The sequence below is a fragment of the Maricaulis sp. ABE4_448 genome (genome assembly GCF_056160825.1).
The window spans coordinates 25,301-52,033 of sequence record NZ_JBSWXX010000002.1; the positions used below are offsets into that span (position 1 = coordinate 25,301).

27 protein-coding genes and 1 riboswitch are annotated in these 26,733 nt (G+C 64.1%); of the genes, 14 read left to right on the forward strand and 13 right to left on the reverse strand.

Features of this window, described 5'->3' with window-relative positions:
* Positions 1-33: 33 nt before the first annotated feature.
* Positions 34-621: a YqgE/AlgH family protein gene (locus ACXAJV_RS06590; RefSeq protein ID WP_475083372.1), complete on the reverse strand. Its 588-nt coding sequence runs from the start codon at positions 619-621 to the stop codon at positions 34-36.
* Between the two features lie 98 nt (positions 622-719).
* On the opposite strand from ACXAJV_RS06590, the gene ACXAJV_RS06595 reads away from it, so the two are divergent.
* The 5 genes from ACXAJV_RS06595 to ACXAJV_RS06615 all read left to right on the forward strand — a co-directional run bounded on the left by ACXAJV_RS06595 (position 720) and on the right by ACXAJV_RS06615 (position 6,355).
* A complete protein-coding gene (locus tag ACXAJV_RS06595; RefSeq protein WP_475083375.1) occupies positions 720-1,202 on the forward strand; it encodes a redoxin family protein in 483 nt (160 codons plus the stop codon).
* 75 nt (positions 1,203-1,277) lie between these two features.
* Positions 1,278-2,222, forward strand: coding sequence for an SPFH domain-containing protein (locus ACXAJV_RS06600; protein ID WP_475083377.1), 945 nt, complete (start codon positions 1,278-1,280; stop codon positions 2,220-2,222).
* 27 nt (positions 2,223-2,249) lie between these two features.
* Complete coding sequence (locus ACXAJV_RS06605) at positions 2,250-2,744, forward strand: NfeD family protein (protein ID WP_475083379.1); 495 nt, start codon at positions 2,250-2,252, stop codon at positions 2,742-2,744.
* Between the two features lie 104 nt (positions 2,745-2,848).
* Entirely contained in the window at positions 2,849-3,196 is a 348-nt protein-coding gene (locus tag ACXAJV_RS06610) for an energy transducer TonB (protein WP_475083381.1), read from the forward strand.
* Between the two features lie 219 nt (positions 3,197-3,415).
* Positions 3,416-6,355, forward strand: a complete 2,940-nt coding sequence (locus ACXAJV_RS06615; RefSeq protein ID WP_475083383.1) for a PAS domain-containing protein — start codon at positions 3,416-3,418, stop codon at positions 6,353-6,355.
* Here the strand turns inward: ACXAJV_RS06615 and rnhA are convergent.
* From rnhA to ispH, 3 genes are read right to left on the reverse strand one after another with little or no spacing between them, the layout of a single operon-like run.
* A complete protein-coding gene (gene rnhA, locus ACXAJV_RS06620; RefSeq protein WP_475083385.1) occupies positions 6,352-6,789 on the reverse strand; it encodes a ribonuclease HI in 438 nt (145 codons plus the stop codon). The two genes, ACXAJV_RS06615 and rnhA, sit on opposite strands and share 4 nt — an antisense overlap.
* Positions 6,786-7,205 carry a DUF1801 domain-containing protein gene (locus tag ACXAJV_RS06625; protein ID WP_475083387.1) on the reverse strand — a complete coding sequence of 140 codons (420 nt, stop codon included), beginning with the start codon at positions 7,203-7,205 and terminating at the stop codon, positions 6,786-6,788. Before ACXAJV_RS06625 ends, rnhA begins: the two co-directional genes overlap by 4 nt.
* Positions 7,206-7,216: 11 nt before the next feature.
* Positions 7,217-8,164, reverse strand: a complete 948-nt coding sequence (ispH, locus tag ACXAJV_RS06630; protein ID WP_475083389.1) for a 4-hydroxy-3-methylbut-2-enyl diphosphate reductase — start codon at positions 8,162-8,164, stop codon at positions 7,217-7,219.
* Between the two features lie 122 nt (positions 8,165-8,286).
* On the opposite strand from ispH, the gene ACXAJV_RS06635 reads away from it, so the two are divergent.
* The 3 genes from ACXAJV_RS06635 (at position 8,287) to ACXAJV_RS06645 (ending at position 11,111) form a co-directional block, all read left to right on the forward strand.
* Entirely contained in the window at positions 8,287-8,880 is a 594-nt protein-coding gene (locus tag ACXAJV_RS06635) for a hypothetical protein (protein WP_475083391.1), read from the forward strand.
* A 4-nt stretch (positions 8,881-8,884) separates the two neighbouring features.
* On the forward strand, positions 8,885-10,651 hold the full coding sequence (gene argS / locus ACXAJV_RS06640; protein WP_475083394.1) for an arginine--tRNA ligase: 1,767 nt from the start codon (positions 8,885-8,887) through the stop codon (positions 10,649-10,651).
* A gap of 70 nt (positions 10,652-10,721) precedes the next feature.
* A complete protein-coding gene (locus ACXAJV_RS06645) occupies positions 10,722-11,111 on the forward strand; it encodes a hypothetical protein (RefSeq protein WP_475083396.1) in 390 nt (129 codons plus the stop codon).
* 115 nt (positions 11,112-11,226) lie between these two features.
* Here ACXAJV_RS06645 and ACXAJV_RS06650 read toward each other — a convergent pair whose 3' ends face one another.
* Complete coding sequence (locus ACXAJV_RS06650; protein WP_475083398.1) at positions 11,227-12,741, reverse strand: serine hydrolase; 1,515 nt, start codon at positions 12,739-12,741, stop codon at positions 11,227-11,229.
* Positions 12,742-12,997: 256 nt separating this feature from the next.
* Positions 12,998-13,088, forward strand: a riboswitch (glycine riboswitch).
* A 174-nt stretch (positions 13,089-13,262) separates the two neighbouring features.
* Between ACXAJV_RS06650 and gcvT the strand changes: the two genes are divergently transcribed.
* From gcvT to ACXAJV_RS06680, 6 genes are all read left to right on the forward strand, one after another.
* Positions 13,263-14,360: a glycine cleavage system aminomethyltransferase GcvT gene (gcvT, locus tag ACXAJV_RS06655; RefSeq protein ID WP_475083400.1), complete on the forward strand. Its 1,098-nt coding sequence runs from the start codon at positions 13,263-13,265 to the stop codon at positions 14,358-14,360.
* A 74-nt stretch (positions 14,361-14,434) separates the two neighbouring features.
* On the forward strand, positions 14,435-14,800 hold the full coding sequence (gene gcvH / locus ACXAJV_RS06660) for a glycine cleavage system protein GcvH (RefSeq protein WP_271187323.1): 366 nt from the start codon (positions 14,435-14,437) through the stop codon (positions 14,798-14,800).
* A gap of 2 nt (positions 14,801-14,802) precedes the next feature.
* Positions 14,803-15,012, forward strand: a complete 210-nt coding sequence (locus ACXAJV_RS06665; protein WP_475083402.1) for a hypothetical protein — start codon at positions 14,803-14,805, stop codon at positions 15,010-15,012.
* Between the two features lie 4 nt (positions 15,013-15,016).
* Positions 15,017-16,360: an aminomethyl-transferring glycine dehydrogenase subunit GcvPA gene (gene gcvPA / locus ACXAJV_RS06670; RefSeq protein ID WP_475083404.1), complete on the forward strand. Its 1,344-nt coding sequence runs from the start codon at positions 15,017-15,019 to the stop codon at positions 16,358-16,360.
* Position 16,361: 1 nt separating this feature from the next.
* The gene (gene gcvPB, locus ACXAJV_RS06675) at positions 16,362-17,933 is read left to right on the forward strand and encodes an aminomethyl-transferring glycine dehydrogenase subunit GcvPB (protein ID WP_475083405.1); all 1,572 of its coding nucleotides are present in this window, start codon (positions 16,362-16,364) and stop codon (positions 17,931-17,933) included.
* 374 nt (positions 17,934-18,307) lie between these two features.
* Positions 18,308-18,601, forward strand: coding sequence for a hypothetical protein (locus ACXAJV_RS06680; protein WP_475083407.1), 294 nt, complete (start codon positions 18,308-18,310; stop codon positions 18,599-18,601).
* A 12-nt stretch (positions 18,602-18,613) separates the two neighbouring features.
* On the opposite strand, the gene ACXAJV_RS06685 is transcribed toward ACXAJV_RS06680, so the two are convergent.
* The 8 genes from ACXAJV_RS06685 to smc form a co-directional block, all read right to left on the reverse strand.
* A complete protein-coding gene (locus ACXAJV_RS06685; RefSeq protein ID WP_475083409.1) occupies positions 18,614-19,915 on the reverse strand; it encodes a type II toxin-antitoxin system HipA family toxin in 1,302 nt (433 codons plus the stop codon).
* Complete coding sequence (locus tag ACXAJV_RS06690; protein ID WP_475083412.1) at positions 19,912-20,277, reverse strand: helix-turn-helix domain-containing protein; 366 nt, start codon at positions 20,275-20,277, stop codon at positions 19,912-19,914. Before ACXAJV_RS06690 ends, ACXAJV_RS06685 begins: the two co-directional genes overlap by 4 nt.
* Before the next feature lie 198 nt (positions 20,278-20,475).
* On the reverse strand, positions 20,476-21,039 hold the full coding sequence (locus ACXAJV_RS06695; RefSeq protein ID WP_475083414.1) for a F0F1 ATP synthase subunit B family protein: 564 nt from the start codon (positions 21,037-21,039) through the stop codon (positions 20,476-20,478).
* 1 nt (position 21,040) lies between these two features.
* Positions 21,041-21,607, reverse strand: coding sequence for a F0F1 ATP synthase subunit B family protein (locus tag ACXAJV_RS06700; protein WP_475083417.1), 567 nt, complete (start codon positions 21,605-21,607; stop codon positions 21,041-21,043).
* Between the two features lie 79 nt (positions 21,608-21,686).
* Positions 21,687-21,911: a F0F1 ATP synthase subunit C gene (locus ACXAJV_RS06705; protein ID WP_203294954.1), complete on the reverse strand. Its 225-nt coding sequence runs from the start codon at positions 21,909-21,911 to the stop codon at positions 21,687-21,689.
* A 61-nt stretch (positions 21,912-21,972) separates the two neighbouring features.
* Positions 21,973-22,749: a F0F1 ATP synthase subunit A gene (locus ACXAJV_RS06710; RefSeq protein ID WP_475083419.1), complete on the reverse strand. Its 777-nt coding sequence runs from the start codon at positions 22,747-22,749 to the stop codon at positions 21,973-21,975.
* 65 nt (positions 22,750-22,814) lie between these two features.
* Positions 22,815-23,135, reverse strand: a complete 321-nt coding sequence (locus tag ACXAJV_RS06715; RefSeq protein WP_348509197.1) for an AtpZ/AtpI family protein — start codon at positions 23,133-23,135, stop codon at positions 22,815-22,817.
* Positions 23,136-23,258: 123 nt separating this feature from the next.
* Positions 23,259-26,705 (reverse strand): chromosome segregation protein SMC, encoded by a 3,447-nt coding sequence (gene smc / locus ACXAJV_RS06720; protein ID WP_475083422.1) that lies wholly within the window; start codon positions 26,703-26,705, stop codon positions 23,259-23,261.
* Between the last annotated feature and the right edge of the window lie 28 nt (positions 26,706-26,733).

Consider the following 26,733-nt stretch of genomic DNA (forward strand, 5'->3'; position numbering starts at 1 on the left):
GTGGATCTTTTCGCTGTTGGGAGGTCCGGCGGCTCAGGCGTGGCCGGAGATCATGGAGAGGTGTTCGGGCGTTACGCCGATCAGGTCAAGAGCGGCCTCCCACTTGCCGGCATCCTCGGTGTCGAAGATCAGACCTTCATCCGGATCTGTGACCAGCCAGGCATTGGCGGCCAGCTCATTTTCCAGCTGGCCGGCGCCCCAGCCGGCATAGCCCAGCGCCATCAGGCTGCGTCGCGGCGGATGCACCGACGCAATCGCCTCAAGCACGTCGCGCGTAGCGGTAAGCAGGATGCCGTCGCAGACGGGCAGGGTGGACTCCTCGGCGTGAAAGTCGGTCGAGTGCAGGACAAAGCCGCGATCCCGGTCGACCGGACCGCCCAGCAGGACGGGCCGGTCGGGCGCGCCCTTGCCGCCCGCGATGTCGAGCTGCTCGAACAGTTCCGGCATGCGCAGGCCTTCGACGGGCTTGTTGATGACAATCCCCATCGCGTGATCGGCGGCATGATCGCACATCAGGATCACGGCGCGGTCGAAGCGCGGATCGCCGATGCTCGGCGTGGCGACGAGAAGCTTGCCGTTGAGGAAACTCTCGTCCACATCTGTGTCGGTCGCACGGTCCATGGTTGCCATGTTCGCCGCAAAGAGGGGATGCGTCCAGCCAGGTTCCCGCTATCTTGCCGTGCGTGTTTGCATGAATACTAACTCACAGGAGAACTGACATGACCCTTTCGGTCGGAGATCGCCTTCCCGAAGCCAGCTTCATGACGATGACGGCAGACGGGCCGACGAAGCTGTCGACGGACGATGTGTTCGCGGGCAAGACCGTGGCGCTGTTCGCAGTGCCGGGCGCCTTCACGCCGACCTGCTCGGCCAAGCACCTGCCGGGCTTCGTCGAAAAAGCGTCCGAGATCAAGGCGAAGGGCGTCGATACGATCGCCTGCGTGTCGGTGAACGACGTGTTCGTCATGGACGCCTGGGGCAAGTCCCAGAATGCCGGCGACGATGTGGCAATGCTGGCCGACGGCAATGGCGAGTTCGCCAAGGCAGCCGGCCTGGAAATGGACGGATCCGGCTTCGGCATGGGCACGCGCTCGCAGCGCTTCTCCATGATTGTGAAGGACGGCGTCGTGTCCGAACTGAACGTTGAGGCACCCGGCGAATTCAAGGTGTCATCCGCTGACCATATTCTCGGTCAGCTCTAGGGATCTGCCCTGGTTCGGCCCGGGCGGCGCGGTGCCGCCCGGTCGCCGGCAAGATAAACAAGAAAGGGGTTCCGCATGGATTTCGGTCTGATCGGTATTGGCGTCTTCTTCCTTCTGGCGCTTTTCATCATCGCTTCGGTGATCAAAACGGTGCCGCAGGGGCGGGAATTCACGGTCGAACGCTTCGGGCGTTTCACGCGGACCCTGAAGCCGGGCCTCCACTTCATCATGCCCTTCATCGACTCGATCGGCTACAAGATGAATATGCGCGAGCGCGTGCTGGATGTGCCCAACCAGGATGTGATCACACGCGACAATGCGACGGTGTCCGTCGATGCGGTCGTCTTCATCCAGGTGCTCGACGCACCGCGCGCGGCCTATGAGGTCGACAATCTGGAATTCGCCATCATCAATCTGGCGCTGACCAATGTGCGGACCGTGATCGGTGCGATGGACCTGGACGAGACCCTGTCCAAGCGTGACGAGATCAATGCCCGCCTCTTGGGCGTGATCGACGCCGCCACCAATCCCTGGGGCGTGAAAGTCACCCGGATCGAGATCCGCGACTTGTCCCCGCCCAATGACATCACCGAGGCCATGGCCCGCCAGATGAAGGCGGAGCGCCTGAAGCGCGCGGAGATCCTGGAGGCCGAGGGTTCCAAGCAGTCGGCCATCCTGCGTGCCGAGGGCGAGAAGGAAGCCGCTATCCGCGAGGCCGAGGGCCGCAAGGAGAGCGCCTTCCTGGACGCCGAAGCCCGCGAACGCGAAGCCGAAGCCGAAGCCAAGGCCACCCAAATGGTCTCCGACGCCATCGCCAAGGGCGACGTGTCTGCCATCAACTACTTCCTGGGCCAGAAATACGTCGAGGCCTTCGGCAAGCTGGCGACCAGCGAGCAACAGCGCACCGTCATCATTCCCGCCGAGTTCTCGAACATCATCGGCACTATCACCGGTGTGGGCGAGCTGGGCAAGGCAGCGCACGACGCCGTCAGCGAAGCGACCCGCAAGGGTCAGGGCTGAGCAGTCAGGCGATAGGAGGTTTTGGCGATGGATATCCTCTTTTCAGTCTTCGACCGTATGAATATGTGGGCCTGGTGGGCGATTGCCGGCGTCATCCTGATCGCCGAACTGCTCACCGGCACCACCTACCTTTTGTGGCCGGCCGCCGCGGCTTTCCTGACCGGCTTTGTCGCGATGGAAGCGTTCGGTATCAGCTGGCCGATCCAGTTGGGTGTGTTCATCGTTCTGACCCTGCCGCTCCTCTGGGCCGGCGACCGCTGGGTACGCCCAGCGCTGAAGTCGGGATCGGACAGCGGTCTCAACGACCGGTCCAGCCGCATGGTCGGACAGCGGGTGACCGTGGTCGGTGCCTTTTCGGCAGGACAAGGGCGTGTGCGTTATGGCGATACGGAATGGTCGGCCCAGACGGTAGACGGGTCCGATCCGGAAGCCGGTGCGCACTGGTTCGTGATCGAAGTCCGCGGCGTCATACTGACAATTGCACCGGCGACCACAGCGACCGACGCGCACCCCACTGCGTAAAGTTTCGGGTTTGATCAAAATTTAGGAATTTCGGAAGCGAGGTAGCAAGACACAGGCCCTAAACGTTCGCTCGCAAACGCACCTAACCTCGCTGAGTGAACGCCATGAACAAGACCATCCTCTCCGCCTGCCTGTGCCTTTCCATGATTGCAGCTCCAGTTGCACTGACCGGAGCTGCCGCCGCTGCCGACGCGCCCGAGCGCGAAGCAATCGAGCGTGTTGCCCCGGACTACCCGCGCGGCGCCGAACGCCGCGGCATCGAGGGCTCGGTCCGTGTGACCTACTCGGTCGCCCCGACCGGTGAAGTCGTCAATGCCGAGATCGCCGAAGCCACGCCGGCCGGCGTGTTCGACCGAGCGGCGCTGTCGGCCATCGAATCCTGGCGCTTTGCGCCGGCCGCAGCCCAGACCGACGGCCATTCCTATGAGCTGGAATTCCGTCTGAGCAACTAGTCTCCGTCTTCGGGGGACGGCAAAGCCGGCCTGGGGCCGCGGCAGACATGCCGCGGCCCTTTGTCTTTTCCACACGATGTTTTTGCTGCGGCGCGTCAAATATTCGTTTTCATACGCAAGTGCACAATGCCGGTTTTTAAATTCATCGTAACGCCCGGAACCTAAACTCGTGAAAAATCGGGCGCGCACCACTGGTCGCCTGCTTTTCGGGGGGTAGGATTGGCAGACCGTCACAGCTCACGAGAACTCGAAAACGCCGATATCGCGACGGCCAATGAAGTCCTCTCTGCGATTGCGCGTGTGCAGAGTGTTTTCATTTCCGGCGAGGGGGCCGAGCGCGAAGCGTTCGACGATCTGCTGGAGATGGTGCTGCGACTGACCACTAGCGAATACGGCTTTATTGGTGAAGTGCTGCAGGATGCCGGCCGCCCCTATCTCAAGACCTGGGCGATAACCGACATCTCCTGGAATGCACAAACCCGCAAGTTATACGAGACGAACCAAGCCAGTGGTGTTGAGTTCCGCAATCTGGACACCTTGTTCGGCTACAGCCTCAAGACAGGTGACCGGGTCATCGCCAACACACCGGCGGAGCATGCCGAAGCGGGCGGATTGCCGCCCGGCCACCCGCAGCTCAACGCCTATGCCGGTATTCCGCTTCACTCGCATGGCGAGTTTGTTGCCCTGCTGGGGCTGGCCAACCGGCCAGATGGATATACGGATGCGGCGCTGAAGGACATTTCACCGCTGCTGCAGACGATCGGCGACATCATCTACGCACGCCGTATTTCCCGCGATCGGGACGACGCGCTGCAGCGGCTGGCCGAATCCGAGCGCCGTTTCAGCCTGGTGATTGCCGGCATGACGGCCGGAATCTGGGAACTCGATCTCGTCAACAACGAGCTGTTTACCTCGAACCGCCTGCTCGAGATCATCGGCCGTCCGCCCAGTGACGAAGACCGCGGTACCTACGCCCGCGACGGTCTGGACCTGCTGCTGTCGCGGATACATCCCGACGACCGGACGCGGGTTCACAAGGCCCTGCAATACGCCTGGACGACCTGTGAACCACTGGAGATCGCCTTCCGGTTCGAGCACGCAGACGGACACTATCTGCACCTGAATGTTCGCGGACAGGCCGAGCAGGACACGTCCGGTTGCGTGATCCGCATGGCCGGTTCGGCCGAGGACATTACAGAGAAAACACGTCTGGTCGACGTCGAGGAAGGCACGCGCGCGCGGCTTGCCGCTGTTACCGAGCTGAGCGGTATCGGCAGCTGGGAAGTCGATCTTGTGACAGGCGCGGTAGAATGGGATGCAACCACCCGCCGTATCCTCGAAGTTCCTCCGGCCCGCACTATAACGCGCGAGGACCTCATGTCCTTCATACCCGAAGAAGCACGCGCGGGCGTGCGCGCGACGGTTGAAGGATTTGTCGGTAATTTGAGCAATTGGGACATGGAAGTCCCCATGATCACGGCCGGCGGCCGCCGCATCTGGGTACAAGTGCTCGGCAAGCCGGTGATTGCAGATGGCCGGGCTGTCAAGCTTATCGGTTCCTATCGCGACGTGACGGAACGCCGCTCACGCGAGGCCGAAATGGCGACCCTGTCGAGTCGCCTGTCCATGGCGCTGGAAGCCTCTGCTGTTGGTGTCTGGGAATTCGGTATCGACGAGCCTTATTGCTGGTGGGACGAGGCGTGCAACCGAATGTTCGGACGCGATGGTTTCGACGACATGACGTTCCAGCGCTGGCGTGAATGCGTGCACCCGGACGATTTCCATCGTGTGATGTCCGTTGTGGAAGATGCGATCAATGGTGGCGGGCAGGCCAACTTTGAATACCGGGCCGTTTTGCCCGATGAGACGGTGCGGCATGTCCGTGTGAGCGCGTCGATTATCCAACGCTATGACGGAAGCCGGGTTATCTCCGGCACCAATTTCGACATCACCGACGATGTGAATACCGCCCGTGAGCTGGACCGCCGCCGCGAGGAAGCTGAGCAGGCCAATACGGCCAAGTCGCAATTTCTGGCCAATATGAGCCACGAGATCCGAACGCCGCTGAACGGCGTTCTGGGCATGGCGCAATTGCTCAAGATGACCCACCTCGACGGGGTCCAGGCGGGCTATGTCGAGACCCTGCAATCCTCAGGCAGGGCCCTGCTCAGCCTGATTGAGGACGTGCTGGATATTTCCAAGATCGAATCCGGTATGGCGGAAACGGCTTTCGAGCCGTTTGACCTGCGTGACATGGTGGCCGATGCGCTGCGCGTGGTTGAGCCGACGGCACGCGAGAAAGGTCTTGCAGTCGCTTGCAATGTGGCTGCCGATTTGCCGGCCATTGTGGGGGGTGATGAGGCCCGGTTGCGCCAGGTGCTGATCAATATTGCCGGCAATGCCGTCAAGTTCACCGAAACTGGCCGTGTCGACGTCCGGATACACCGGGCCGAAGGCGACCGGATCCGGTTCGAAGTCCAGGACAGCGGTCCGGGTATTCCGCAAGACCGGCTGGAGCATGTCTTCGACCGGTTTGCACAGGTCGATGCATCCGTTACGCGCAAGCATGGTGGCACCGGTCTGGGGCTGACCATATGCCGGGAGATCGTCCGGCAGGCCGGCGGCGAGATCGGGGTCAACAGCCGCTTGGGCGAGGGGGCCTGCTTCTGGTTCGAGCTGCCGCTACCGGAGATGGCCGCCGTCGAGGACAATGATGTACGCGGGGAGCGGCTGGCGGTGCCGGTCGCGCCGGGCCGGATTCTCGTGGTGGACGATGTCGAGACCAACCGCGTCGTCGCGGCCGCCCTGGTTCGCTCACTGGGCCATGAGGTGGATACCGCCGCCGAGGGGCTGGAGGCGATCGAAGCCCTGGCCAACAAGCCGTATGACGCCGTGCTGATGGACATCCAGATGCCCGTCATGTCGGGCGAGGACACGATCATACAGATCCGCAGTTCGGGCGAACGCTGGGCTGACTTGCCGATATTCGCCGTCACCGCAGATGCGACGGCCGGCGCGCGCGAGCGCTATCTCGATATCGGCGCGACGGACTATCTGTCCAAACCGCTCGATCTGGAAAACGTGTGCCGCGTTCTCGAGGCGGCCCTGTCTGCAGAGCCGGACAAGGGTGAGGCGGGCGGGCTGGCAGCGGCCGGCTAGCGCGCTTCGGCGAGCCCCTCGCGGGCGAGCTCGTCGGCGCGTTCGTTCTCTACATGTCCGGCATGACCCTTGATCCACTGCCAGTCGATACTGTGCGTCTGCGTCAGCGTGTCGAGGCGTTGCCAGAGGTCGATATTCTTCACCGGCTTCTTGTCGGCGGTCTTCCAGCCGCGCTTCTTCCAGCCATGGATCCACTTGGTGATGCCATCGCGCAGATAGACACTATCGGTGACCAGTTTCACCGTCTGCCCGGGGCGTTTGAGCGCTTCGAGCGCTTGAATCGCCGCCATCATTTCCATGCGGTTATTGGTGGTGTCGCGCTCACCGCCCTTGAGTTCCTTGCGGTGGCCGTTCCATTCCAGGATCGCGCCCCAGCCGCCGGGGCCCGGATTGCCGGAGCAGGCGCCGTCGGTATGGATCACGATCAGGGTCATTCGGGATATTTTTCCGCCATGTCGGCAAGGCCGGCCCGGATCAGCTCCTCGAGCACGACGAGGTCCACATCTGCCAGCTTGTTGATATAGAGACAGGACTTGCCGAGCTTGTGCTTCCCGAGCCGGCCGAGAATGGCACTGAAATCGGTATAGCCGGGCATGATATAGACTACGAGATTGGCCTTGCGCGGCGAGAAGCCGGTGCGCATGAAATCGCCCTCGCGGCCGCTGTCATACCGGTAGTGATATGTCCCGAAGCCGATGATGGACGGCCCCCACATGCGCGGCTCTTCGCCGGTGATGCGGGCCATCATCTCAAGCAGGGTTTCCGCATCGGCGCGGCGGACCGGGTGCTCGATCGAGGCGATGAAATCTGCGGGCGAAACGCCGGTCGGCTGCGTCTTGTTCTCGCTCATCACAGGCGTCCTCAGGCCACTGCACGCGGCAGTTTGAAGACGACGTCTTCCTTGGTCACGCTGACATGCTCGACGGTCACGTCAAAGCGCTCGCGGAACGCCTGGATGAGACCCTGTACCAGGTCCTCGGGCGCCGAGGCGCCGGCCGTGATGCCGACACTGGCAATCTCGCCCAGAGCTTCCCAGTCGACATCGGCCGCGCAGGAAACCAGTTCGGCCCGCGGCGCGCCTGCACGTTTGGCGACTTCGACGAGGCGAACGGAGTTGGACGAGTTGGGCGCACCGATCACGAAGACAATGTCCGAACGCGCGGCGACCGCCTTCACGGCGTTCTGGCGGTTGGTGGTGGCGTAGCAGATGTCTTCCTTGTGCGGTGCCTTCATCTGGGGGAAGCGCGCCTGCAGCACCTCGACGATCGCCGACGTGTCGTCCACCGACAGCGTGGTCTGGGTGACGAAGGCCAGCTTCGTGACATCGCGCGGTGAGAAGGCCTGCGCGTCCTCGACGGTTTCCACCAGGGTGATGGCGCCGTCGGGCAATTGTCCCATCGTGCCGACGACTTCGGGGTGGCCGGCATGGCCGATCAGTATGATCTCGTCCCCATTGGTAAAGTGGCGCTGGGCTTCGACATGCACCTTGGAGACGAGCGGGCAGGTGGCGTCGACATAGATCATCTCGCGCCGCTGCGCTTCCGCCGGCACGCGCTTGGGCACGCCATGTGCGGAAAACACCACCGGCCGGTCGTCCGGGCACTGGTCCAGCTCCTCCACAAAGACGGCGCCCATGGCTTCCAGCCGTTCGACGACATGCCGGTTGTGGACAATCTCGTGGCGTACATAGACCGGCGCGCCGAAACGCTCGAGCGCGCGCTCGACGATCTGGATTGCCCGGTCCACACCGGCGCAGAAACCGCGCGGAGCGGTCAAGAGGAGGGTGAGTGGCGGTAGGGGCGCGCTCATCGGCTCGCAATCTCCTTCAGCGATGCCGTTGCGGAAGCCGCATGTGCATCGTATGACCGTCCTAACAAAGTGCCCGGCCGCTATCCAGTGGCGGGGTCCGTTTCCAGGACAGGTAGTGCACAATGTATTTCACTCGGGCGTTCTCCAGTCACGTGCGGTCAATCGCCGCCCTCGCTGTCACAGCTGGCCTTCTGACCGGCTGCCAGTCGGTGTCCGATGCCCTCTCGTCTCCGGAACAGAATGCCGGACCGTGTCCGTCGGCCCTGTCACTGTACGAAGCGCAGCGCCTGGTCGAGCTGGAAGGCGGCGAAGTCGCCTACGAGAATGTTGGCTTTACCGGCGAAATTCTCGCCGTGCGCTCGCTGTGCAGTTATTACGGCGAACGTCCGATCCTGGCGAATCTCGAGATCGACATGGGCTTCGGCCGTGGTCCCGCAGCCCGCGGCGATGCGCGCACCTATGAGTATTTTGTCGCCATTACCCGCCGTGACTTCGACGTGATCCACAAGGAAGTCTTCCCGATCCGTGTCGAGTTCGATGCCGGTGAGGACCGCGTCTACCTGACCGAGGAGATCGACGCGATCTCCATCCCGCGGGCGGGCGAGGACACGTCGGGCGTGAACTTCGAGATCATTGTCGGCTTCGAGCTGACCCCGGAACAGATCGCCTTCAACCGCTCCGGTCAGCGTTTCCGCGTGGCGGCCGGCCAGGACTAGAAACATGCCTTCTATTGCCGAACAGCTCAGCGGCGTGCTGGGCGACGCGTTTGCTTCCCTCGAGCTTCCGCGGGAGCTGGGCCGTGTCACCCCGTCCAAGCAAAACCCCGAACGCTTCCCCTTCCAGTGCAATGGCGCCATGCCGGCGGCCAAGCAGGCGGGCAAGCCGCCGCGCGAGATTGCGCAGGCTGTGCTGGACCGGATCGCCGGCGATGCGCTGATCGAAAAGGCCGAGATTGCCGGGCCGGGCTTTATCAACCTCCTGCCGGCCCCCGCAGCGATCAACGCCCGCGCCGCAGAGATTGCGTCGGATGATCGTGCCGGCGCACCACAAGTGTCCGAACCGCGCAAGGTGATGATCGATTTCGGCGGTCCGAACGTGGCCAAGCCGATGCATGTCGGCCATCTGCGTTCCTCTGTGCTGGGTGACAGCCTGCAGCGCCTGTTCCGCTTCCGCGGCGACACGGTGATTTCCGACATCCACCTCGGCGATTGGGGCCTGCAGATGGGCCACCTCATCACCGAACTGGAGGAAGAACAGCCCGATCTGCCCTATTTCGATGCGGCGATCACGGAGGGTTATCCGTCCGAACCGCCGGTCGATATCGAGGATCTGGCGCGGCTTTATCCGCAGGCCTCGAAGAAGGCCAAGGAAGACGCCGACCGGCTGACAAAATCGCGCCGCGCCACGGCCGAGCTGCAGGCGGGCCGGGCCGGCTATCGCGCCCTGCTGAGCCACTTCATCGACGTTTCCGTGGCGGCGCTGAAGAAGGATTTCGGCGATCTGGGTGTCCATTTCGACCTGTGGAAGGGCGAAAGCGATGTCAATGATCTGATCGACGGGCTGGTGGCCGACTTCAAGGCACGTGGCGTGGCCGAAGAAAGCGAGGGCGCCTGGGTCGTCCGGGTCGCCCGTGACGGCGACAAGAAAGAGCTGGCGCCGCTGATCCTGGTGACGTCGGAAGGCTCATCGCTTTACGGCACGACCGATCTCGCCACCATCTTGGACCGCAAGCAGTCGGTCGGCCCCGATCTGACGCTTTATGTCGTCGATCTGGCGCAGTCGGATCACTTCGAACAGGTCTTCCGCGCGGCCGACAAGGCCGGCCTGGCGCCGGAAGGATCGCTGGAGCACGTCAAGTTCGGCACGGTCAACGGCACTGACGGCAAGCGTCTGCGCACGCGCGACGGCGGGACATTCCGTCTGGCCGATCTGATCGCCAGCGCCATCGAACGGGCCGACCAGCGCCTCAAGGAAGCGGGGCTCGCCGCCGATGTCGGTGCGGAAGAGCATGACCGGGTGGCGCGCATGGTGGGTCTGGCGGCGATCAAGTTCGCCGACCTGCAGAACTATCGCACGACCAACTACGTCTTCGACCTGGACCGTTTCACCAGTTTCGAGGGCAAGACCGGTCCTTACCTGCTCTATGCCGCGGTGCGGGTGAAATCCCTGATGCGCCGGGCGACCGAGGCGGGCGTCGAGCCGGGGCCGATTTCGGCCGAGGCGGCCGAGGAGCGCGATCTCGTTCTGGCGCTGGACGCTTTCGGCGCGGCGCTGGAGCAAGCGTGCGAGAACCGGGCGCCCAACGCGATCTGCGACCACGCCTTCACGCTGGCCCAGGCTTTCTCGAAATTCTACTCGGCCTGTCCGATCCTGTCGGCAGAGACGGAAGCCGTGAAACGCTCGCGGCTCGCTCTGGCCGAAGCGACGCTGAAGCAGCTGGAGCTGTGCCTTGGCCTGCTCGGTCTGGAAGCCCCGGAACGGATGTAGCGCTCTCCCCCGAACGGGGGAGGTTACCCGCACGGCAATCGGGTAGGGTGGCGAAAACCGGGAGTTTCACATGATTTTGACTGCTCTTGCCGCTCTCCTCGTGGCGTCTGAACCTTCGACCTTCTCTGACGATCCGGCGGATCACTCTGTCTGGATGCAGCATGCCTGCCGCATCCAGCAGGTCGACCGCAGCGGCGGTGTGCCCGAGGACCACGACGCGTTTTGCTCCTGCCTTGACGGTCATCTGCAGGACAATGCGACACCGCAGGTCTACCGCCTGTTCGCACTCGGCTCGCAGGGCGCCATCCAGGACCGCTCCATGCTGCCCGACTGGGAGGCGGCCCGCGACACGTCTGCGGCTGAAGCGGCGGCGCTTTCTGCTGAGGAGCAGGCGGGCCTGATGGGGCTTTTGCAGGGCGGTCTGGGTGCCTGTGTGGGCTACGCCTACCAGAGTAATTGACCGGGCACGGATTAACCGGCCCCGAAGGCACAATCGCTCTGGCAAGGCGCAAACAGCTTCAGCTCAGCCTCCTCCTTGTCGGTTGAAAGCGCCGGAGCGGATGTAGACGGCGGTGCTATTGCGCTCCGGTTTCCAGTTCGGCGATACGGGTCCGGGCATTATCGCACCAGCCACATCCGCCGTCGTCCGGCGCGAGCGCCAGCGATGTGCGGAAGGCTGCCAGCGCTGCCTCGGTATTGCCCAGTGCGAATTGTCCTTCACCGAGGCTGTCGTACAGATTTCCATCGTCCGGGAAGAGTGTGGTGTTCAATTCGAACAGGGCGACAGCCCAGTCCCCACGTTCTTCACTCAGCAGATGAAAGCCGACCCGATTGAGAATGCGGCGGTCGCTGAGCGTGCGCCTGGTAATCATTTCCAGGTGCGCGGGCAGCTCCGTGACCCGCTCAATTGGCTGGCTCTGGCTGAACTGGTTGATCAGCGTATAGGGCGAGGCGTGAACCGGGGCGGCTTCGTAGGCCGGGTCTACCAGCATGCGACGCACTACCGCGCCCATGCGATCCGCGGCGGGGCGGCTTTCATTCGTCCAGTGCATGATCAGAATGTCGTCTGCCGGATAGCGGCGGATCGTTGCATTGAAGAGCCCGTTCGAGCCGGCGTGATTGACGGGTCTTCCCTCGGATCCGGTTTCCACAACCCAGCCATAGCCATAATGGTCCGGGTCTCCTTCTTCCCAAGGGACGTGCGGCGCGTGCATCTGTGCGGTGGACTCCGCTGACAGAACAGTGCCGTCCTGCAGTGCGCGATGCCATTTGCCCATGTCGACAAGCGTTGTGTAGAGACCGCCATTGCCCAACATGTGCCACGAGACTTCCTCGTCCCGCCAGCGGTGGATGAAGCTGCCGATATCCGCCCGTTCGGGATCCAGGAAGCCGTGGAAGTACATGTGCGCCAGGTCTTCATCATCCCAGTCGCGCAGGCGGTAACCGGTCTGCTCCATGCCGGCCGGGTCCAGCACAGCCTCGATCAGGAAATGTTCGTAAGCCATGCCGCTGATGTCCTCGATGATCGCGGCGAGAACAGTGTAGCCGGCATTGCTGTATTCCAGCGACGTGCCCGGTTCACGGCTCAGCGGACTGGCGAACAGCGCGGCAAAGAAATCCTCGCGCGATTTGTAGGGGCTGTGATCGCTGCCTTCATAACCGCCGGTATGGTCCGATAGGCCGGACGTGTGTGTCAGCAGCTGGTGGATGGTGATACCGGTCTTGTCGGCAGGCAGAGCCGCAAAATACTGATCCAATGTGTCGGATACGCTCAACTGGCCGCGTTCCTGGAGCACGAGTATGGCCGCGGCGGTGAACTGCTTGGTCAGCGAGCCCATGTCGAACACGCTTTCAGGCGTTGCCGGATACTGGGCGCCACGATTGGCCAGTCCGTATCCGGTCGAAATGAGGGTTTCGTCGCCGATCGTGACCAACAGGCCGCCGGCCGAACCAACCGCCTCTGCCGTGGCGATATAGTCCGTGATGCGCTGCTGAGTGCCTTCGTTGACCGTAACGACCTGGGCAAATGCGGACGTAGAGACGAGTGATGTGGCCGCCAGAAGGCTGGCAGCAAAAATCTTGAAAGGCATGAACGTATCCCGAGCTGGTTCGCGGTTGGGATGCAGGCAGGGGGCGATTTGGATGCAATCGGGGCTCAGCGGGCGGCAGTCGCTGCACCCTGCCTGGAAGCGTTGTATTCTCCCCATCCAGTACCGGTCTCCACCTGTCCTGTCATGGCGGGTTACGCCCTACGAATTAACCGCCTTGTGACATTGACTCTTCGCCATGGATTCATAGAGTCCGCCGCAATCGCGAAGCCCGTGTGAAATCGGGGGAGGCGGGACCAAACTCCCCGCGGGAGAGACCGGCAAATAAGGCCGGCGCCGAAGGCGCAACCGCCCCGGAAACGCTCAGGCCGAAGGACCGCGGGAGAGATAAACGCTGGAAAGTGGATGGGGGCACCTCCATCCCACCGACGGAGCAAGCGACTTCCGCCGTGATCGGACGGCGCGAGGAAGATCGCGGAATCTCTCAGGTTATCGGGACAGCGGGGGCGAAGGCTTGCAGGCACACGGGCTTGCAGGATCGCCCCCATGCAAGGACCCGATCGATGACCGGCACGCTTTTCAAGACACCCCTTCACGCGCTCCATGTCGAGCTGGGCGGCAAGATGGTGCCGTTCGCCGGCTATGACATGCCCGTCCAGTATCCGCTGGGGATCATGGGCGAGCACAAGCATACACGCGAAAAGGCCGGCCTGTTCGACGTCTCCCATATGGGCCAGGCGCGCTATACCGGCGACGAAGCCGCGCTGGAAGCACTGATCACGGCCGATCTGTCTGCGATCAGTGCCGGCGAACAGAAATACACCCTGCTGCTGAACGAGACCGGCGGGATCCGCGACGATCTGATGGTGTCGCGCCCGGACGGGGAGGGGCTTTTCCTCGTCGTGAACGCGGCCACCAAGGATAATGATTTTGCGCTCATCGAAAACGCGACGAAGGGCAAGGGCACGCTGACCCGCATCGAGGACCGCGCGCTGCTGGCGCTGCAGGGACCGGCGGCGAAGGATGTGATGGAACGCCTTTGCCCGGACGCCTGCAAGATGGTGTTCATGCAGTGCGGCGTCTTCACGCTGGACGGCGCACACGTGCTGATCTCCCGGTCCGGCTATACCGGCGAAGACGGGTTCGAGATTTCCACCCCGGAAGACGATGCCGAGCGGATTGCCCGCCTGCTGCTTGATCAACCGGAAGTCGAGGCCATCGGCCTGGGCGCGCGCGACTCGTTGCGCCTGGAAGCCGGGCTTTGCCTCTATGGCCATGACATGGACGAGACCCGCACACCGGTCGAAGCCTCGCTGATCTGGGCCCTGTCGAAGACGCGGCGCGAGCGCGGGGATTTCCCGGGCGCTGACGTGATCGCGGCGCAGATCGATGCGAAGACCTGCCAGAAGCGAGTCGGGCTCACCCTGACCGGTGCCCCGGCACGCGAGGGTGCCGAGATCGCGTCCAAGGACGGCACCGTGATCGGCATCGTTACCTCGGGCGGTTTCGGTCCGACCGTGAACGGTCCGGTCGCGATGGGCTATATCGATCGCGATTTCATGCAGCCTGGCACCGAGGTCGATATTCTCGTCCGCGGCAAGCCGCGGGCCGCGAAAGTGATGAAGATGCCGTTCGTGACGGCGAATTTCTATCGGGGCTGATGCTGCGGACCGGGTAACCGGACGGGCAGCCGCCAGGCGTTTTTCAGGCTTTTATTCTGGGGCAGGAGACAATCATGACCACCCGCTATACCGAAGACCATGAGTGGATTTCCCTCAATGGCGATATCGCCACGATCGGCATCACGGCCTATGCCGCCGGCCAGCTGGGCGATGTCGTTTTCGTCGAACTGCCGGATGTCGGCAAATCCCTGAAAAAGGGCGACGAGTTCGCCGTCGTCGAATCCGTCAAGGCCGCCTCCGAAGTCTATGCGCCGGTCGATGGCGAGATCGTCGAGATCAATGACGCGCTGGAGAACGAGCCGGCGAAGGTCAATGAAGACCCGGCCGGCGACGGCTGGTTCGTGAAGATCAAGGTGTCCGACACGTCCCAGCTCGACGGGCTGATGGACGAGGCCGCCTACCAGGATCACACGGCCTGATCATGTGGCGCACACTGCTTCGCCCGGTTGTCCTGATCCCGTCTGCGGCTTTCGTCGCGATGATGGTGCTGTTTGCACTGCGGGACAGCCCGGCGCTGTGGTTTGCCCTTCTGATCGGCGGCGGCGCGGCACTGCCGGCAATCGCCATGTATTTCAGCCGCAATTCGGACGAGGCGGATGCCTCGTCCGGCAACACTTCCAAGCCGGAGTAGCTTGATGCGTTACCTCCCCCATACCGATACCGATCGCAAGGCGATGCTCGAGGCCATCGGCGTCGCTTCCATCGACGATCTGTTCCAGGACGTGCCCGAAGCGGCGCGGCTGGACGGGCTGATCGACCTGCCCACCAAGCAGGGCGAACTGCAGGTCGAACGGGCGCTCGGCGCCATGGCGTCGAAGAATATTTCGGCCGGCCAGGCGCCCTTCTTCGTGGGAGCCGGCGCCTACAAGCACCACATCCCGGCGACGGTGGATCACCTGATCCAGCGCTCCGAATTCCTGACGGCCTATACGCCGTACCAGCCGGAAATCTCCCAGGGCACGCTGCAGACCCTGTTCGAATTCCAGACCCAGGTCGCGCTCCTGACCGGCATGGATGTGGCCAATGCCTCCATGTATGACGGCTCGACGGCCTGCGCCGAGGCGGTGATGATGGCCGCCCGTGTGACGCGCCGGAACAAGGCCGTGATGGCTGGCGGCGTGCACCCGCACTATGTGGAAGCGTCCAAAACGCTGGCGAAATACTCCGATGTGGAGATTTCGGTTACCGATCCGGATGTCGCCGACCTGTCCGCCGTGATGGCGGCCATCGATGATGAGACCGCCTGTGTCGTCGTCCAGACGCCGGACGTGTTCGGCCGCCTGCACGATCTGCGGGCCCTGTCCGAAGCCGCCCATGAAAAGGGTGCGCTGGTGATTGCCGCCTTCACCGAATGTGTCTCGCTGGGTCTCGTCGAGAGCCCTGGTGCCATGGGTGCCGATATCGCTGTGGGCGAGGGTCAGTCGATCGGGGTCGGCCTGAATTTCGGCGGACCCTATGTCGGCCTCTTCGCCTGCAAGGACGATCGCCGCTTCATCCGCCAGATGCCCGGCCGCCTGGCGGGCGAGACCGTCGATGCCGATGGCCGCCGGGGCTATGTGCTCACCCTGTCGACGCGCGAACAGCATATTCGCCGCGACAAGGCGACCTCGAACATCTGCACCAATTCCGGCCTGTGCTCGCTGGCCTGGACCATCCACATGACCCTGCTGGGCGAGCGCGGCATCACCACGCTGGCCCGTCTCAATCACGAGATGGCCTGCGCCCTGGCCGACCGGCTCTCGGCGATCGAGGGTGTGGAACTGGTCACCGACACTTTCTTCAACGAATTCACCCTGCGCCTGCCCAGACCGGCAGCACAGGTGGTCGATGATCTGGCCAGGATCGGCGTGCTCGGGGGCGTTCCTGCCAGCCGGCTCTATCCCGGCAAGTTCGAGGACCTGCTGATCGTGGCGGCCACGGAAACCAATACGGATGGCGATCTCATCGCCTTCGAAAAAGCGCTGCGCGGAGTACTTTAAGATGGGCATGAACACGCAAGGCCGTCCCACCCGCATGGCCGAAAATATCCAGACCGGCGGTTATGCCGACACCATCTCGGGCAGCCGCGGTCTCGACCAGGCCGAACCGCTGATCTTCGAGCGCGGCAATCTGGAGCATTGCGGCGTCGACCTGCCGGAGCCCCGGGGTACCGCATCCCGCCTGGGCGGTCTGGAACGCCAGGGCCAGATCGGCCTGCCGGGTCTCGCCGAGCCGGAAACCATGCGCCATTATGTGCGCCTGTCGCGGAAGAATTACGCCATCGATCTGGGTCTCTACCCGCTCGGCTCGTGCACGATGAAGCACAATCCGCGGCTCAACGAGAAGATCGCCCGCCTGCCGGGCTTTGCCGATGTGCACCCGCTGCAGCCGGCCTCGACCGTGCAGGGCGCCTATGAGCTGATGGGCGAGCTGGCCCACTGGCTGATGACGCTGACCAACATGCCCGCCGTGGCGCTGTCGCCGAAGGCCGGCGCCCATGGCGAGTTCTGCGGCATGATGGCGATTCGCGCCAAGCTGGATGCCGACGGGCAGACCCACCGCCGCCGCGTGCTGGTGCCGGAAAGTGCCCATGGCACCAATCCGGCCACTGCCGTGCAGTGTGGTTTCTCCGTCGACGAAATCCCCGCGGACAAGACCGGACGGGTCGACATGGAGGCCTTCAAGGCCAAGTTGGGCGATGATGTTGCCGGCATCATGCTGACCAACCCCAATACGTGTGGCCTGTTCGAGCGGGATATCCGCGAGATCGCCGACCTGATCCATGAGGCGGGCGGCTATTTTTACTGCGACGGGGCAAACTTCAACGCCATTGTCGGACGGGTGCGTCCTGGCGATCTCGGCGTCGATGCGATGCATATCAACCTGCACAAGACCTTCTCCACGCCGCACGGCGGGGGCGGTCCGGGTTCAGGTCCGACCGTGCTTTCGGACGCGCTCGCGGCCTTCGCGCCGGTGCCCTATGTCGTCAAGGATGGCGAGACCTGGAAAATGGTCGAGCACGCGGACGAAGCCGAGGGCGAGCCCTTTGGCCGGATGGCGGCCTTCCATGGCCAGATGGGCATGTTCACCCGCGCGCTGACCTACATGATGAGCCATGGCTCGGACGGTCTCAAGCGTGTTGCCGAGGATGCGGTGCTCAACGCCAACTACATCCTCGCCCGGCTGAAACATGTGATGACGCCGGCCTTTGAGGGCAGCTGCATGCATGAAGCCCTGTTCGACGACCGTTTCCTCAAGGACACCGGCGTCTCCACGCTCGATTTCGCCAAGGCGATGATCGACGAGGGTTATCACCCAATGACCATGTATTTCCCGCTGGTCGTTCACGGTGCCATGCTGATCGAGCCGACCGAGACCGAATCGAAGGGCGGGCTTGACCGCTTCGTCGACGTGCTCGAGGCACTGGCCCTCGCGGCGACCTCCGGCGAAAGCGACCGTTTCCTGGCGGCGCCGGTCCACGCCCCGACCAAGCGTCTGGACGAGACCCGTGCGGCCCGCCAGCCCGTGCTGCGCTGGACGCCGGACAGTGGCGCGGCCGCTGCCGCGGAGTAGCCGCAGCCCCGTGGCAGAATGTCGCGGCCCTTCCCTGGTGGAGGGCTCGCGCTGAAAAAACACCGACGCCCCCGCTGACATCCGGCGGGGGCGTTACTATTTTATGCCTGCAGCCACGGCTCAGACGGTTTCGCCGGGCAGTGTGCGCTGCAACATGTGGCAAGATACCAAGCCGCCAAGGAAATGCCGCCCCGGTGTGAGAACCGGTGCGCATATGCAACAACCCGCTGCTGACTCCGGGCCGCTGCCTGAATTTCGGCTTTTTTGTCTCGCATTGGGGTCATGTTTACGCGTTTAGTGTTGTCTGTCCCGATGGGTGTCCCTCCCTCACGCGGCACCCCACGAACGGGACGGGTTGGAAGATGGTCACGGCGATGAATGAATCCCTCAACGGATGGGCTCAACGGAATGCTTTCGGCGCGGTTGTCGTGCTGATCATCCGTACCGTCTGCGTCGCTGTCGGGCTGGCGCTGATGGCGCTTGCCATCCCTCTGGGCTTCCTGACGCCCTTCATCCCGATCGGCCTGCCGATGGGCCTGCTCGGTCTGGTGCTGGTGGCAGCCGCGTCGAAGACGCTGCACACCTACATCACCAACACGCTGCGCCGCTTCCCCTGGGTGTGGAAACGTGTCCGCTTCGCCTTCGGCGAGAAGGAGCCGGCGGAGTAGTTCCGCCGCCCGTCATTCGAATTTCAGTCTGAAACCAGTGTGCGCCCGGCGCGAGAGATCGTGCGGGATACCGGCCTCGTCGGCATAGCCCTTCCAGCGGGCTGCGGCCTGCAGGACATCGTCCAGCATGCCGCGCAGCTGTGCCGGTTTAAGGTCTGCATAGCGGCCGAACTCGACGAGATCTGCGAGCGTGAAACCGTCGGTCTTGCCGGCGAGCGACATCTGGTGCTCAGATGTCCAGGCCCCGTCGGGATTATAGGCGTAGACGACGTCGAAGGCCGGTGCGAGTGACCAGTTGCCGGCCTTGTCCATCAGGAAGGCGATATTCTTCACATGGTCGTCCTGGTTGCGGATGACGATGTTGAGGAGCGCCCGGCGCACCATCTGCTCCATCGCCGAGCGGCCCAGACCGAGCAGGCGCAGGGTCTCGATGGCCTGCTCATAGGCGTAGGCACGTGGCTGGTTGTAGTCGAAATGGCGCATAGCCCCCAGCGACTGCATGTGCAGCTTGCCGCCGCCCGGCGTGCGATCGAAGCGCCGTGTCATGAAGTGGGCGCGCCCGCCTTCCTCATGCAACCGGCATTCGCTCATCTCGATCCCGGCATCCACGGCCAAGCGGTAACAGGCGTATTCCAGCCGGCCATAGCCTTGCGGATCGGCGATCTCCTTGTCGGCATTGCCACTGACCCCGTCGAACTTCAACAGCCAGTGTTCAAATCCGTCCGGCAGGTCGAGTTGGCCCGAGCGGAACGCCCCGCTTTCCCGGTTCCAGGCCAGCACGGCCTTCGCACGCGCGCCGCCGGCCGAGGTGCCGACGCGCAGGATGTCTTCCATCACCCGGTGATCGTCTGTCCCGGTGAGCCGGCCTTTCACCTCCAGGCGGCTGGAAGTCATCCGGTCGGCCAGTTCGACGAGCGCGTCGATCGCGAGCGGCCGGCCGCGGCCGGACGGGGCAGCGCTGGACGGCTCGAATTCCAGTGCGCCCATGCCGCGCCGGCCGGTATAGCAAAGCCGCTCAACCGGATCGAAATCGCCCGGGGCGCGACCCTGTTCGGCGAGCCAGCGGTCGATCAGCAGATTGCCGAACTTGTCCGGCAGGCTGTCGGCCAGCAGGCCGGGCAGGCCCTTGAACGTATCGCGAGGCAGGGCAGGGAATTCGAACACGCCCGTGCGCAGCGGCATGGTGAGCGGCGCGACCTCGATCCCCGAACGGGTAAAGGCGGGAACGTATTCGAACGTACCGATCTGCCGCCGGTCGTCCCACAGCACGGCGCCGATCCGGCGGCCCCACAGGATCACGTCGGCGCGCGTCATGTTCCGTCAGTCTCGTCGCCCCAGGTCCAGGGCGTATCCGTCACGGCGGGCTCGTCGGCACGATCGCGCACCCGCTGCCGCTGAGGTGTGCGTCTCGTGTCGAGCGGGCTCACTGTAGCGTCGGGGATGACATCCAGCAGGCGATGGTCGAGATCGAGGGCGCGAAGCAGGCGGGCGAATGTATCCAGCGTGCCGTTCCCGTCGGCCTCCAGCCGGCGCAGCGTGCGTGCGGAAATACCGGCTCTTTCGGCCAGCTCTTCCTGCTTCAACTGCCGCGATATCCGGTAGGCTTCGATCCTGAGGCCCAATTGCTCCAGCAGACTGGAGATCGGGCCCGTGTCAGTATCATCCAGAGCGGCCATAATTGTCCTCTAATCGCAAACTGAAACAATAAGCGGACAAATATGTCCTTTTATCCGGTTTGTCAATAACAGGACAAAAATGTCCTATAAAGTGGTTTCGTGGGGTTAAAAGGACAAATATGTCCGGTTTTGGTGCGCGACCAAGAAAAAGCCCGCGGGAAACCCGCGGGCTTTGCAATCTCGAAATCCAAAGAGAGCCTAGTTGAGCTGTTCGCCAACGGCCTTGATGTCGGCATCGACGATCTTGTTCAGATCGGTCTTCTTCAGCTTGGTCTTGAGGATTTCCTCGGCCGCACTGGCCGCCAGCTCGGCGGCCGCGGCCTTCACCTCGGCAGCGGCGTGGGCCTCGGCCTGGGCGATACGTTGCTCGGCAAGCGCCGTGCGGCGTTCCAGGCGCTCGGTCATGTCCTTGCGCGCTTCCGCCTTCAGCGTCTTCGCCTCTGTCTTGGCCTGGGCGACAATGGCCTCGGCCTCGGCCTCGGCTTCACGCTGCTTGCGCTGATAGGAGGCCAGCATTTCCTGGGCTTCCTCACGCAGGCGCTTGGCTTCTTCCAGCTCCGACTTGATCGCGTCGGCGCGGTCGTCCAGCGTCTTGGCGATGGTCTTGTGGACGCCGAAATAACCCAGCACCGCAAAGAAGGCGATGAAGGCCAGGAAGGCGTAGAAGGTCGGATCGGACGGCTGGGCCGCGAACCACTCACCCGAGAACAGGGCCGGGCCGTGGCTTGAGCCGTGAGCGGCGTCTTCAGCGAACAGGGTCATCTTATGCCTCCTTCGCCTTGATCAGGCCGTCCACCGTCTTGCCGGCATCGGCTTCGGTGATCTCGACACCCGCCAGCGCTTCGACAGCGGCCGCCGTAGCGGTCGCCGCGATACCGCGGACTTCGGCGAACGCCTTGTCCTTGGCCTTGCGGATGGCTGCCTCGGAGGCGTCCTGCTTGGAGGCCAGCTCGGCCTCCACTTCAGCCGTCTCCTTGGCGATCTCGGCATCGAGCGCCTTGCGCGTGTCGGCCGCAATCACGTGCGCCTTGGCACGCGCTTCGGCCAGCGCCTTCTCATAGGCTTCACCCGCGGCTTCGGCATCGGCCTTGGCCTGGGCAGCAGCATCGAGATCGTCGGCGATACGGTCGCGACGGTCTTCGATCGTCGTCTTGATCTTCGGCAGGATAAAGCGATCGAGCGCGATGTAGAGAATCACGAAGAAGATCGCCAGCCAGAAGAGCTGGGACGCAAAATAGGTCGGGTCGAACGGCGGGAACACAGCTTCCGCAGCGCCGTGCGCTGCTTCGGCCGCGTGCTGTGCGACATCAGAATGCGGTGCATGCGTCATGGGACGCGGGCTCCCTTGGAAAGGTGGAGCAGAAACGGGAGCGGCCGGATCCGGATGAGCCGGCCGCCTCCGGTATGATTTAGGCCACGAACAGCAGGATCAGCGCGACCAGCAGGGAGAAGATGCCCAGCGCTTCCGTCACGGCGAAGCCGAAGATCAGGTTGCCGAACTGCGACTGAGCCGCAGACGGGTTGCGCATGGCACCCTGCAGGAAGGAACCAAAGATGTTGCCCACGCCGACAGCAGCACCCAGCATGCCGAGGCAAGCGAGACCGGCGCCGATGTATTTGCCCATTTCTTCCATTTGAAAACTCCTTCGAGGATATGTCTGGCAGTTGGTTGGGTTGGACTGTGACGTCTGCGGTCTAGTGACCCGGGTGCAGAGCGTCGGAAAGGTAGATGCAGGTCAGGATGGCGAACACGTAAGCCTGCAGGAAGGCGACCAGGAACTCCAGCGCCGTCAGGCCCAGCGTCATCGCGAACGGCGCGATGCCGAGGACATAGCCGCCCACGCCGAGACCGGCGCCGAGCATCACGATGAAACCTGCGAAGACTTTCAGCAGGATGTGGCCGGCCAGCATGTTGGCGAACAGACGCACCGAGTGGCTGATCGGACGCGAGATAAAGGAGATTACCTCGATCAGCGACACGAAGGGCAGGATGTAGCCCGGGACGCCGGACGGTACGAACAGTTTGAGGAATTTCGGACCGTTCTTGAACACGCCATAGATAATGACGGTCAGCCAGACCAGCATCGCCAGGGCCACGGTCACGATCAGGTGGCTGGTGATGGTAAAGGAGTGCAGGCCCGGTCCCGGGAAGTACGGGAACATGCCCAGCATGTTGGCGACCAGAATGAAGATGAAGAGCGTAAAGACGAACGGGAAAAAGCGCAGCGCGTCAGGACCGGCGGTCGAGCGCAGCATGTCCGCCACAAAGCCGTAGATGATCTCGGCCACCGACTGGGCGCGGTTCGGCACCAGGGCGCGGCTGGACATGGCCAGCGTGAACAGCGCAACGGTGAGGACCGTCGTCAGCATCATGAAGAAGCTGGAATTGGTGAAGGCCAGATTCAGGCCGAAAGCTTCGAACGGAACCAGCTCGTGAACTTCGAACTGCTTGATCGGGTTGGTGTCTGCCACGCCCGGCCTCTCTTCAATCGCTAATGCGGCCAGGGCCGCGATTCTTCCGGCAGAGCCCGGTGCGCCTAGCGCTCCTGCGACTCCGAACTGATTTCCTGCGCAGCCCTTACGACATTCAGCGTACCGGCTGCAAACCCAAACATCGTTCCGGCAATCAGCCCCCAGGGCGAAATGCCGGCGAAATGGTCCAGGGCAAAGCCCAGACCTCCGCCGACCAGCACCCCGCCAAAGAATTCTGACCCGTAGCGCATTCCCAGCTGCCAGGCAGATCGCTGGGCGTTATCCGGTTCCGGTCTGTACTTCTCGCGCCGCGCATCAATGCGCTGCTGCAGAGAGTCCAGATCGGCTTTGGATGGGTCGCGCGGGCTTTCGTCTTTGCGTGACATGACTGTCCGGTCCGCCAACGGAAGAAAAGCCCCCCGCAGGCGCGCGCACACTATCCACGGCCCCCCGGCAAGTCAAGCAAGGGTGCAGGCGATTTAACCTGCTGAAATAGAAGGGTGAAATACCTATTCGGCGGCGATGAGTTGTTCCGCGCTCACCAGGTCGACCGAGACGAGCTGGGAAACACCGCGTTCGGCCATGGTCACGCCGTAGAGCCGGTCCATGCGCGACATGGTCAGCGCATTATGGGTGATCACCAGGAAACGTGTCTCGGTCAGCCGGCGCATTTCGGCCAGCATGCGGCAATAGCGGTCGACATTGGCGTCATCCAGAGGTGCATCGACCTCGTCGAGCACGCAGACTGGCGCCGGATTGGACAGGAAGACCGCGAAGATCAGCGCCGAGGCTGTCAGCGCCTGCTCACCGCCGGACATCAGCGACATGTTCTCCATCTTCTTGCCCGGCGGGCAGGCCATGATCTCCAGGCCAGCTTCCAGCGGATCGTCGCTCTCGGTCAGGCGCAGTTCGGCATGGCCGCCCTCGAACAGGGTGGAGAAGAGATTGCGGAAATGTCCGTCGACAATATCGAAGGCTTCCAGCAGGCGGGCCCGGCCCTCGCGGGACAGCTCGTCGACCGCCTTGCGCAGGCGCGCGATCGCCTCGATCAGATCATCCCGCTCGCGCGTCATCTCTTCCATGCGCTGGCTGAGTTCCTCGGCTTCCTCATCGGCGCGCAGATTGACGGCGCCCAGCCGCTCGCGGCCCTGGCGGGCCTCGTCCAGACGGCGTTCCAGCTCGGCAGGGGTCAGTTCGGAGATCTCGTCTTCGTCGACCCGTTTGGACAGCGTGCCCGGTGCCTCGCCAGTCGCGTCCTGCAGGCGCTCCGTCGTCTCGTCAAGCCGTTCCTTGGCCCCGGTGAGGCGCGCCTCGGCGGCGGCGCGGCCTTCGCGTGCGGCAGAGGCGGCGGCCTCGGCCTGGCGGGCGGCGCTGTCGGCTTCCTTCACCTGGCCTTCGGTGGTCGAGGCCGCTTCACGGGCGTCTTCCGCGGCCCGCTCGGCGGCCTGCACCTTGCCGGTCAGGGCGAGAATCTTTTCCTGCAGCACTTCGGGTTTTGCCCGCGCCTCGTGGAGCGCCTTGCCGGCGTCTGCCGACTGGCTCTCGATATCGGCAATACGGGCTTCGGCCGCCTTGCAGCGCTCTGCCCAGGCGTCATGATCGCGCTTGAAACCCATGCGGCGTTGACGGCGCAGCTCGCCTTCGCGGCGCACACCGTCGAGCCGGGCGCGCGCGTCGGCCGCAGTCTGGCGCGCCTCGTCGGCAGCCTCGCGGGCCGCGTCCAGAGCCTCGGTATCGCCATCGCTGGCTTCAGCCTCTTCCAGAAGGGCCTGCGCGGCCTCGCGGCCGGACTGGGTTTCGGCCTGTTCGGCCGTCAGCCGGTCGATCCGTTCCTTGAGCGCCGTGGCCCGGGCGGCATCCTGGGCGCTCTTCTCGCGCAGGGAGGAGACCCGGGCGAGGGCATCGCGGGCTGCCCGGTCGGCCGGACTGATTGCGGCGCGGGCCGACTGTTCGCCGGCACGGGCGGTTTCCGCGGCCGTGCGAGCGGCGGCCTCAGCCGTACGGGCTGATTCGTGAGCTTCGGCCGTGTCTTCCAGCTCGGCGCGGACGGCCTCCAGGCGATTGCGGTTTTCCAGACGCGCAACGGCGGCGGACGGCGCGTCGGCGCGGGCGACCAGCCCGTCCCAGCGCCACAGATCGCCGTCACGCGTGACCAGACGCTGGCCCGGCTTCAGTTTCGCAGCCGCCTCGGCGGCCTTTTCCGGTTTGATCACACCGATCGCATCCAGCCGTGCCTTCAGCGCCTTGGGCGCTTCGACATGATCGGACAGGGGCACGCAGCCGCCCGGCAGCATCTCGGCCTTCACGCCGGCTTCCGACCAGTGGCGTGATGCCGCCGGATCGAGCGACGCTTCCAGATCGTCGCCCAGTGCAGCCGCCAGCGCCTGCTCATAGCCCGGCCGGGCACGCACGGCGTCCAGCGCCGGCGACACGGTTTCCTGCATCGACGCGGCGAGCAGGCGCTCCAGCGCCTGGGCTTCCCGCTCCAGCCCGTCGCGGGCGGAGGCCATGTCGCGCCAGGTCTCTGCGGCGGTCTCCAGCGCAGCGTCGGCCGCCTGGCGCTCGGTTTCGGCCGTTTCCAGCCGGGCGCGCGCCTCGGTAAGGGCGGTCTCGGCCTGTTCGGCATCGATTTGTGCGGTCTCAAGCTGGTGCAGAGCGGGCGAGGCTTCCAGCCGTTCGCGCTCGTCACTGGCGCCATGGATCTCGCGGGCGATCTGTTCCAGCCGCGTCTCGAACCGGCCCAGATCGCGGCGGGCGGTCTCGATGGCAGCCCGCTTGTCGGCGGCTTCGCGGGCGCGTTCGTCCAGCTCGGCCTCGGCGGCGAGGCGCTGTTCCTCGGTGGTCTCGGCGGCTGCGCGTGCGGCGTCCAGATTGGCGCTCTCGCGCTCGATTTCGGCGTCGAGGCCGGCGATGGCCTTGGCCGCCTCATCACGGCTGGCCTGGGCATCCTCGACGATCTGCCGTTCGCGGCTGGTGGCCGAGGCGAGTTCGTCCAGGCGCGCTTCCAGGCGTTCGATGGTGCGTTCGATCTCGGCGGCGTCGCGCTCCAGCAGATCGCGTTCGCGTTCCAGGCGGCGCAGGGCTGCTGCGGCTTCGGCTTCGGCCTGGCGGGCAGGCTCTCGGGCCGCCGCCAGGACTTCCGCCTGGGTGCGGGCTTCGGCCGCGGCGCGGGTGGCGGTCTCGGCGGCGTCGCGCTTGTCGGTCAGGTCCGCCTCGGCGGTATCCACTGCAGTCGCCGCTTCGCGCCAGCGATTGAGCCAGACGGCGGCTTCCAGCGCGCGGATCGAGGCGGAGAGCTGGCGGTAGCGTGAGGCCTGGCGGGCCTGGCGTTGCAGGGAACCATGGCGGGAGGAGATGTCGTCGATCACCTCCTGCAGCCGGTCCAGATTGGCTTCGGCGCCTTTCAGCCGCAGCTCGGCCTCGTGCCGGCGCGCCCGCAGTCCGGACACGCCGGCCGCTTCTTCCAGGATGCGGCGGCGGTTCTGCGGCTTGGCGGCAATGAGTTCGGAGATCTGACCCTGGCGGACAAGGGCCGGCGAATTGGCACCGGTGCCTGCATCCATGAAGAGGAGCTGGACGTCCTTGGCGCGCACTTCCTCGCCATTGATCTTGTAGGCCGAGCCGGCCCCGCGCGTGATGCGGCGGGTGATCTCGAGGCTGTCGGCATCGTTGAAGCGCGCCGGGGCGAGCTTGTCCTCATTGTCGACAGTGAGCACGACCTCGGCATGATTGCGCGAGGGCCGGGCGTCGGTGCCGGCGAAGATCACGTCTTCCATGCCATCGCCGCGCAGCGATTTGGCCGAGGTGGCGCCCATAACCCAGCGCAGGGCTTCAAGCAGGTTGGATTTACCGCAACCGTTGGGTCCGATCACGCCTGTAAGGCCCGGATCGATCCGTAAATCCGTGGGATCGACGAAGGATTTGAATCCGGCCAGCCTCAGCTGTGTGAACTTCACCCGACCTCCATTGCACCGCCTGCCCACT

Excerpts from the sequence above, each read along its gene's own strand:
- ACXAJV_RS06705 (WP_203294954.1), bottom strand. The coding sequence starts at position 21,911 with ATGGAAGAAATGGGCAAATACATCGGCGCCGGTCTCGCTTGCCTCGGC.
- gcvPA (WP_475083404.1), top strand. The coding sequence starts at position 15,017 with ATGCGTTACCTCCCCCATACCGATACCGATCGCAAGGCGATGCTCGAG.
- gcvPB (WP_475083405.1), top strand. The coding sequence starts at position 16,362 with ATGGGCATGAACACGCAAGGCCGTCCCACCCGCATGGCCGAAAATATC.
- ACXAJV_RS06665 (WP_475083402.1), top strand. The coding sequence starts at position 14,803 with ATGTGGCGCACACTGCTTCGCCCGGTTGTCCTGATCCCGTCTGCGGCT.
- ACXAJV_RS06635 (WP_475083391.1), top strand. The coding sequence starts at position 8,287 with ATGTATTTCACTCGGGCGTTCTCCAGTCACGTGCGGTCAATCGCCGCC.
- ACXAJV_RS06685 (WP_475083409.1), bottom strand. The coding sequence starts at position 19,915 with ATGACGCGCGCCGACGTGATCCTGTGGGGCCGCCGGATCGGCGCCGTG.
- ACXAJV_RS06650 (WP_475083398.1), bottom strand. The coding sequence starts at position 12,741 with ATGCCTTTCAAGATTTTTGCTGCCAGCCTTCTGGCGGCCACATCACTC.
- ACXAJV_RS06645 (WP_475083396.1), top strand. The coding sequence starts at position 10,722 with ATGATTTTGACTGCTCTTGCCGCTCTCCTCGTGGCGTCTGAACCTTCG.
- ispH (WP_475083389.1), bottom strand. The coding sequence starts at position 8,164 with ATGAGCGCGCCCCTACCGCCACTCACCCTCCTCTTGACCGCTCCGCGC.
- ACXAJV_RS06700 (WP_475083417.1), bottom strand. The coding sequence starts at position 21,607 with ATGACGCATGCACCGCATTCTGATGTCGCACAGCACGCGGCCGAAGCA.
- ACXAJV_RS06625 (WP_475083387.1), bottom strand. The coding sequence starts at position 7,205 with ATGAGCGAGAACAAGACGCAGCCGACCGGCGTTTCGCCCGCAGATTTC.
- ACXAJV_RS06715 (WP_348509197.1), bottom strand. The coding sequence starts at position 23,135 with ATGTCACGCAAAGACGAAAGCCCGCGCGACCCATCCAAAGCCGATCTG.
- ACXAJV_RS06595 (WP_475083375.1), top strand. The coding sequence starts at position 720 with ATGACCCTTTCGGTCGGAGATCGCCTTCCCGAAGCCAGCTTCATGACG.
- ACXAJV_RS06605 (WP_475083379.1), top strand. The coding sequence starts at position 2,250 with ATGGATATCCTCTTTTCAGTCTTCGACCGTATGAATATGTGGGCCTGG.
- gcvH (WP_271187323.1), top strand. The coding sequence starts at position 14,435 with ATGACCACCCGCTATACCGAAGACCATGAGTGGATTTCCCTCAATGGC.
- ACXAJV_RS06590 (WP_475083372.1), bottom strand. The coding sequence starts at position 621 with ATGGACCGTGCGACCGACACAGATGTGGACGAGAGTTTCCTCAACGGC.
- ACXAJV_RS06695 (WP_475083414.1), bottom strand. The coding sequence starts at position 21,039 with ATGACCCTGTTCGCTGAAGACGCCGCTCACGGCTCAAGCCACGGCCCG.
- ACXAJV_RS06610 (WP_475083381.1), top strand. The coding sequence starts at position 2,849 with ATGAACAAGACCATCCTCTCCGCCTGCCTGTGCCTTTCCATGATTGCA.
- ACXAJV_RS06600 (WP_475083377.1), top strand. The coding sequence starts at position 1,278 with ATGGATTTCGGTCTGATCGGTATTGGCGTCTTCTTCCTTCTGGCGCTT.
- ACXAJV_RS06680 (WP_475083407.1), top strand. The coding sequence starts at position 18,308 with ATGAATGAATCCCTCAACGGATGGGCTCAACGGAATGCTTTCGGCGCG.
- rnhA (WP_475083385.1), bottom strand. The coding sequence starts at position 6,789 with ATGACCCTGATCGTGATCCATACCGACGGCGCCTGCTCCGGCAATCCG.
- gcvT (WP_475083400.1), top strand. The coding sequence starts at position 13,263 with ATGACCGGCACGCTTTTCAAGACACCCCTTCACGCGCTCCATGTCGAG.
- argS (WP_475083394.1), top strand. The coding sequence starts at position 8,885 with ATGCCTTCTATTGCCGAACAGCTCAGCGGCGTGCTGGGCGACGCGTTT.
- ACXAJV_RS06690 (WP_475083412.1), bottom strand. The coding sequence starts at position 20,277 with ATGGCCGCTCTGGATGATACTGACACGGGCCCGATCTCCAGTCTGCTG.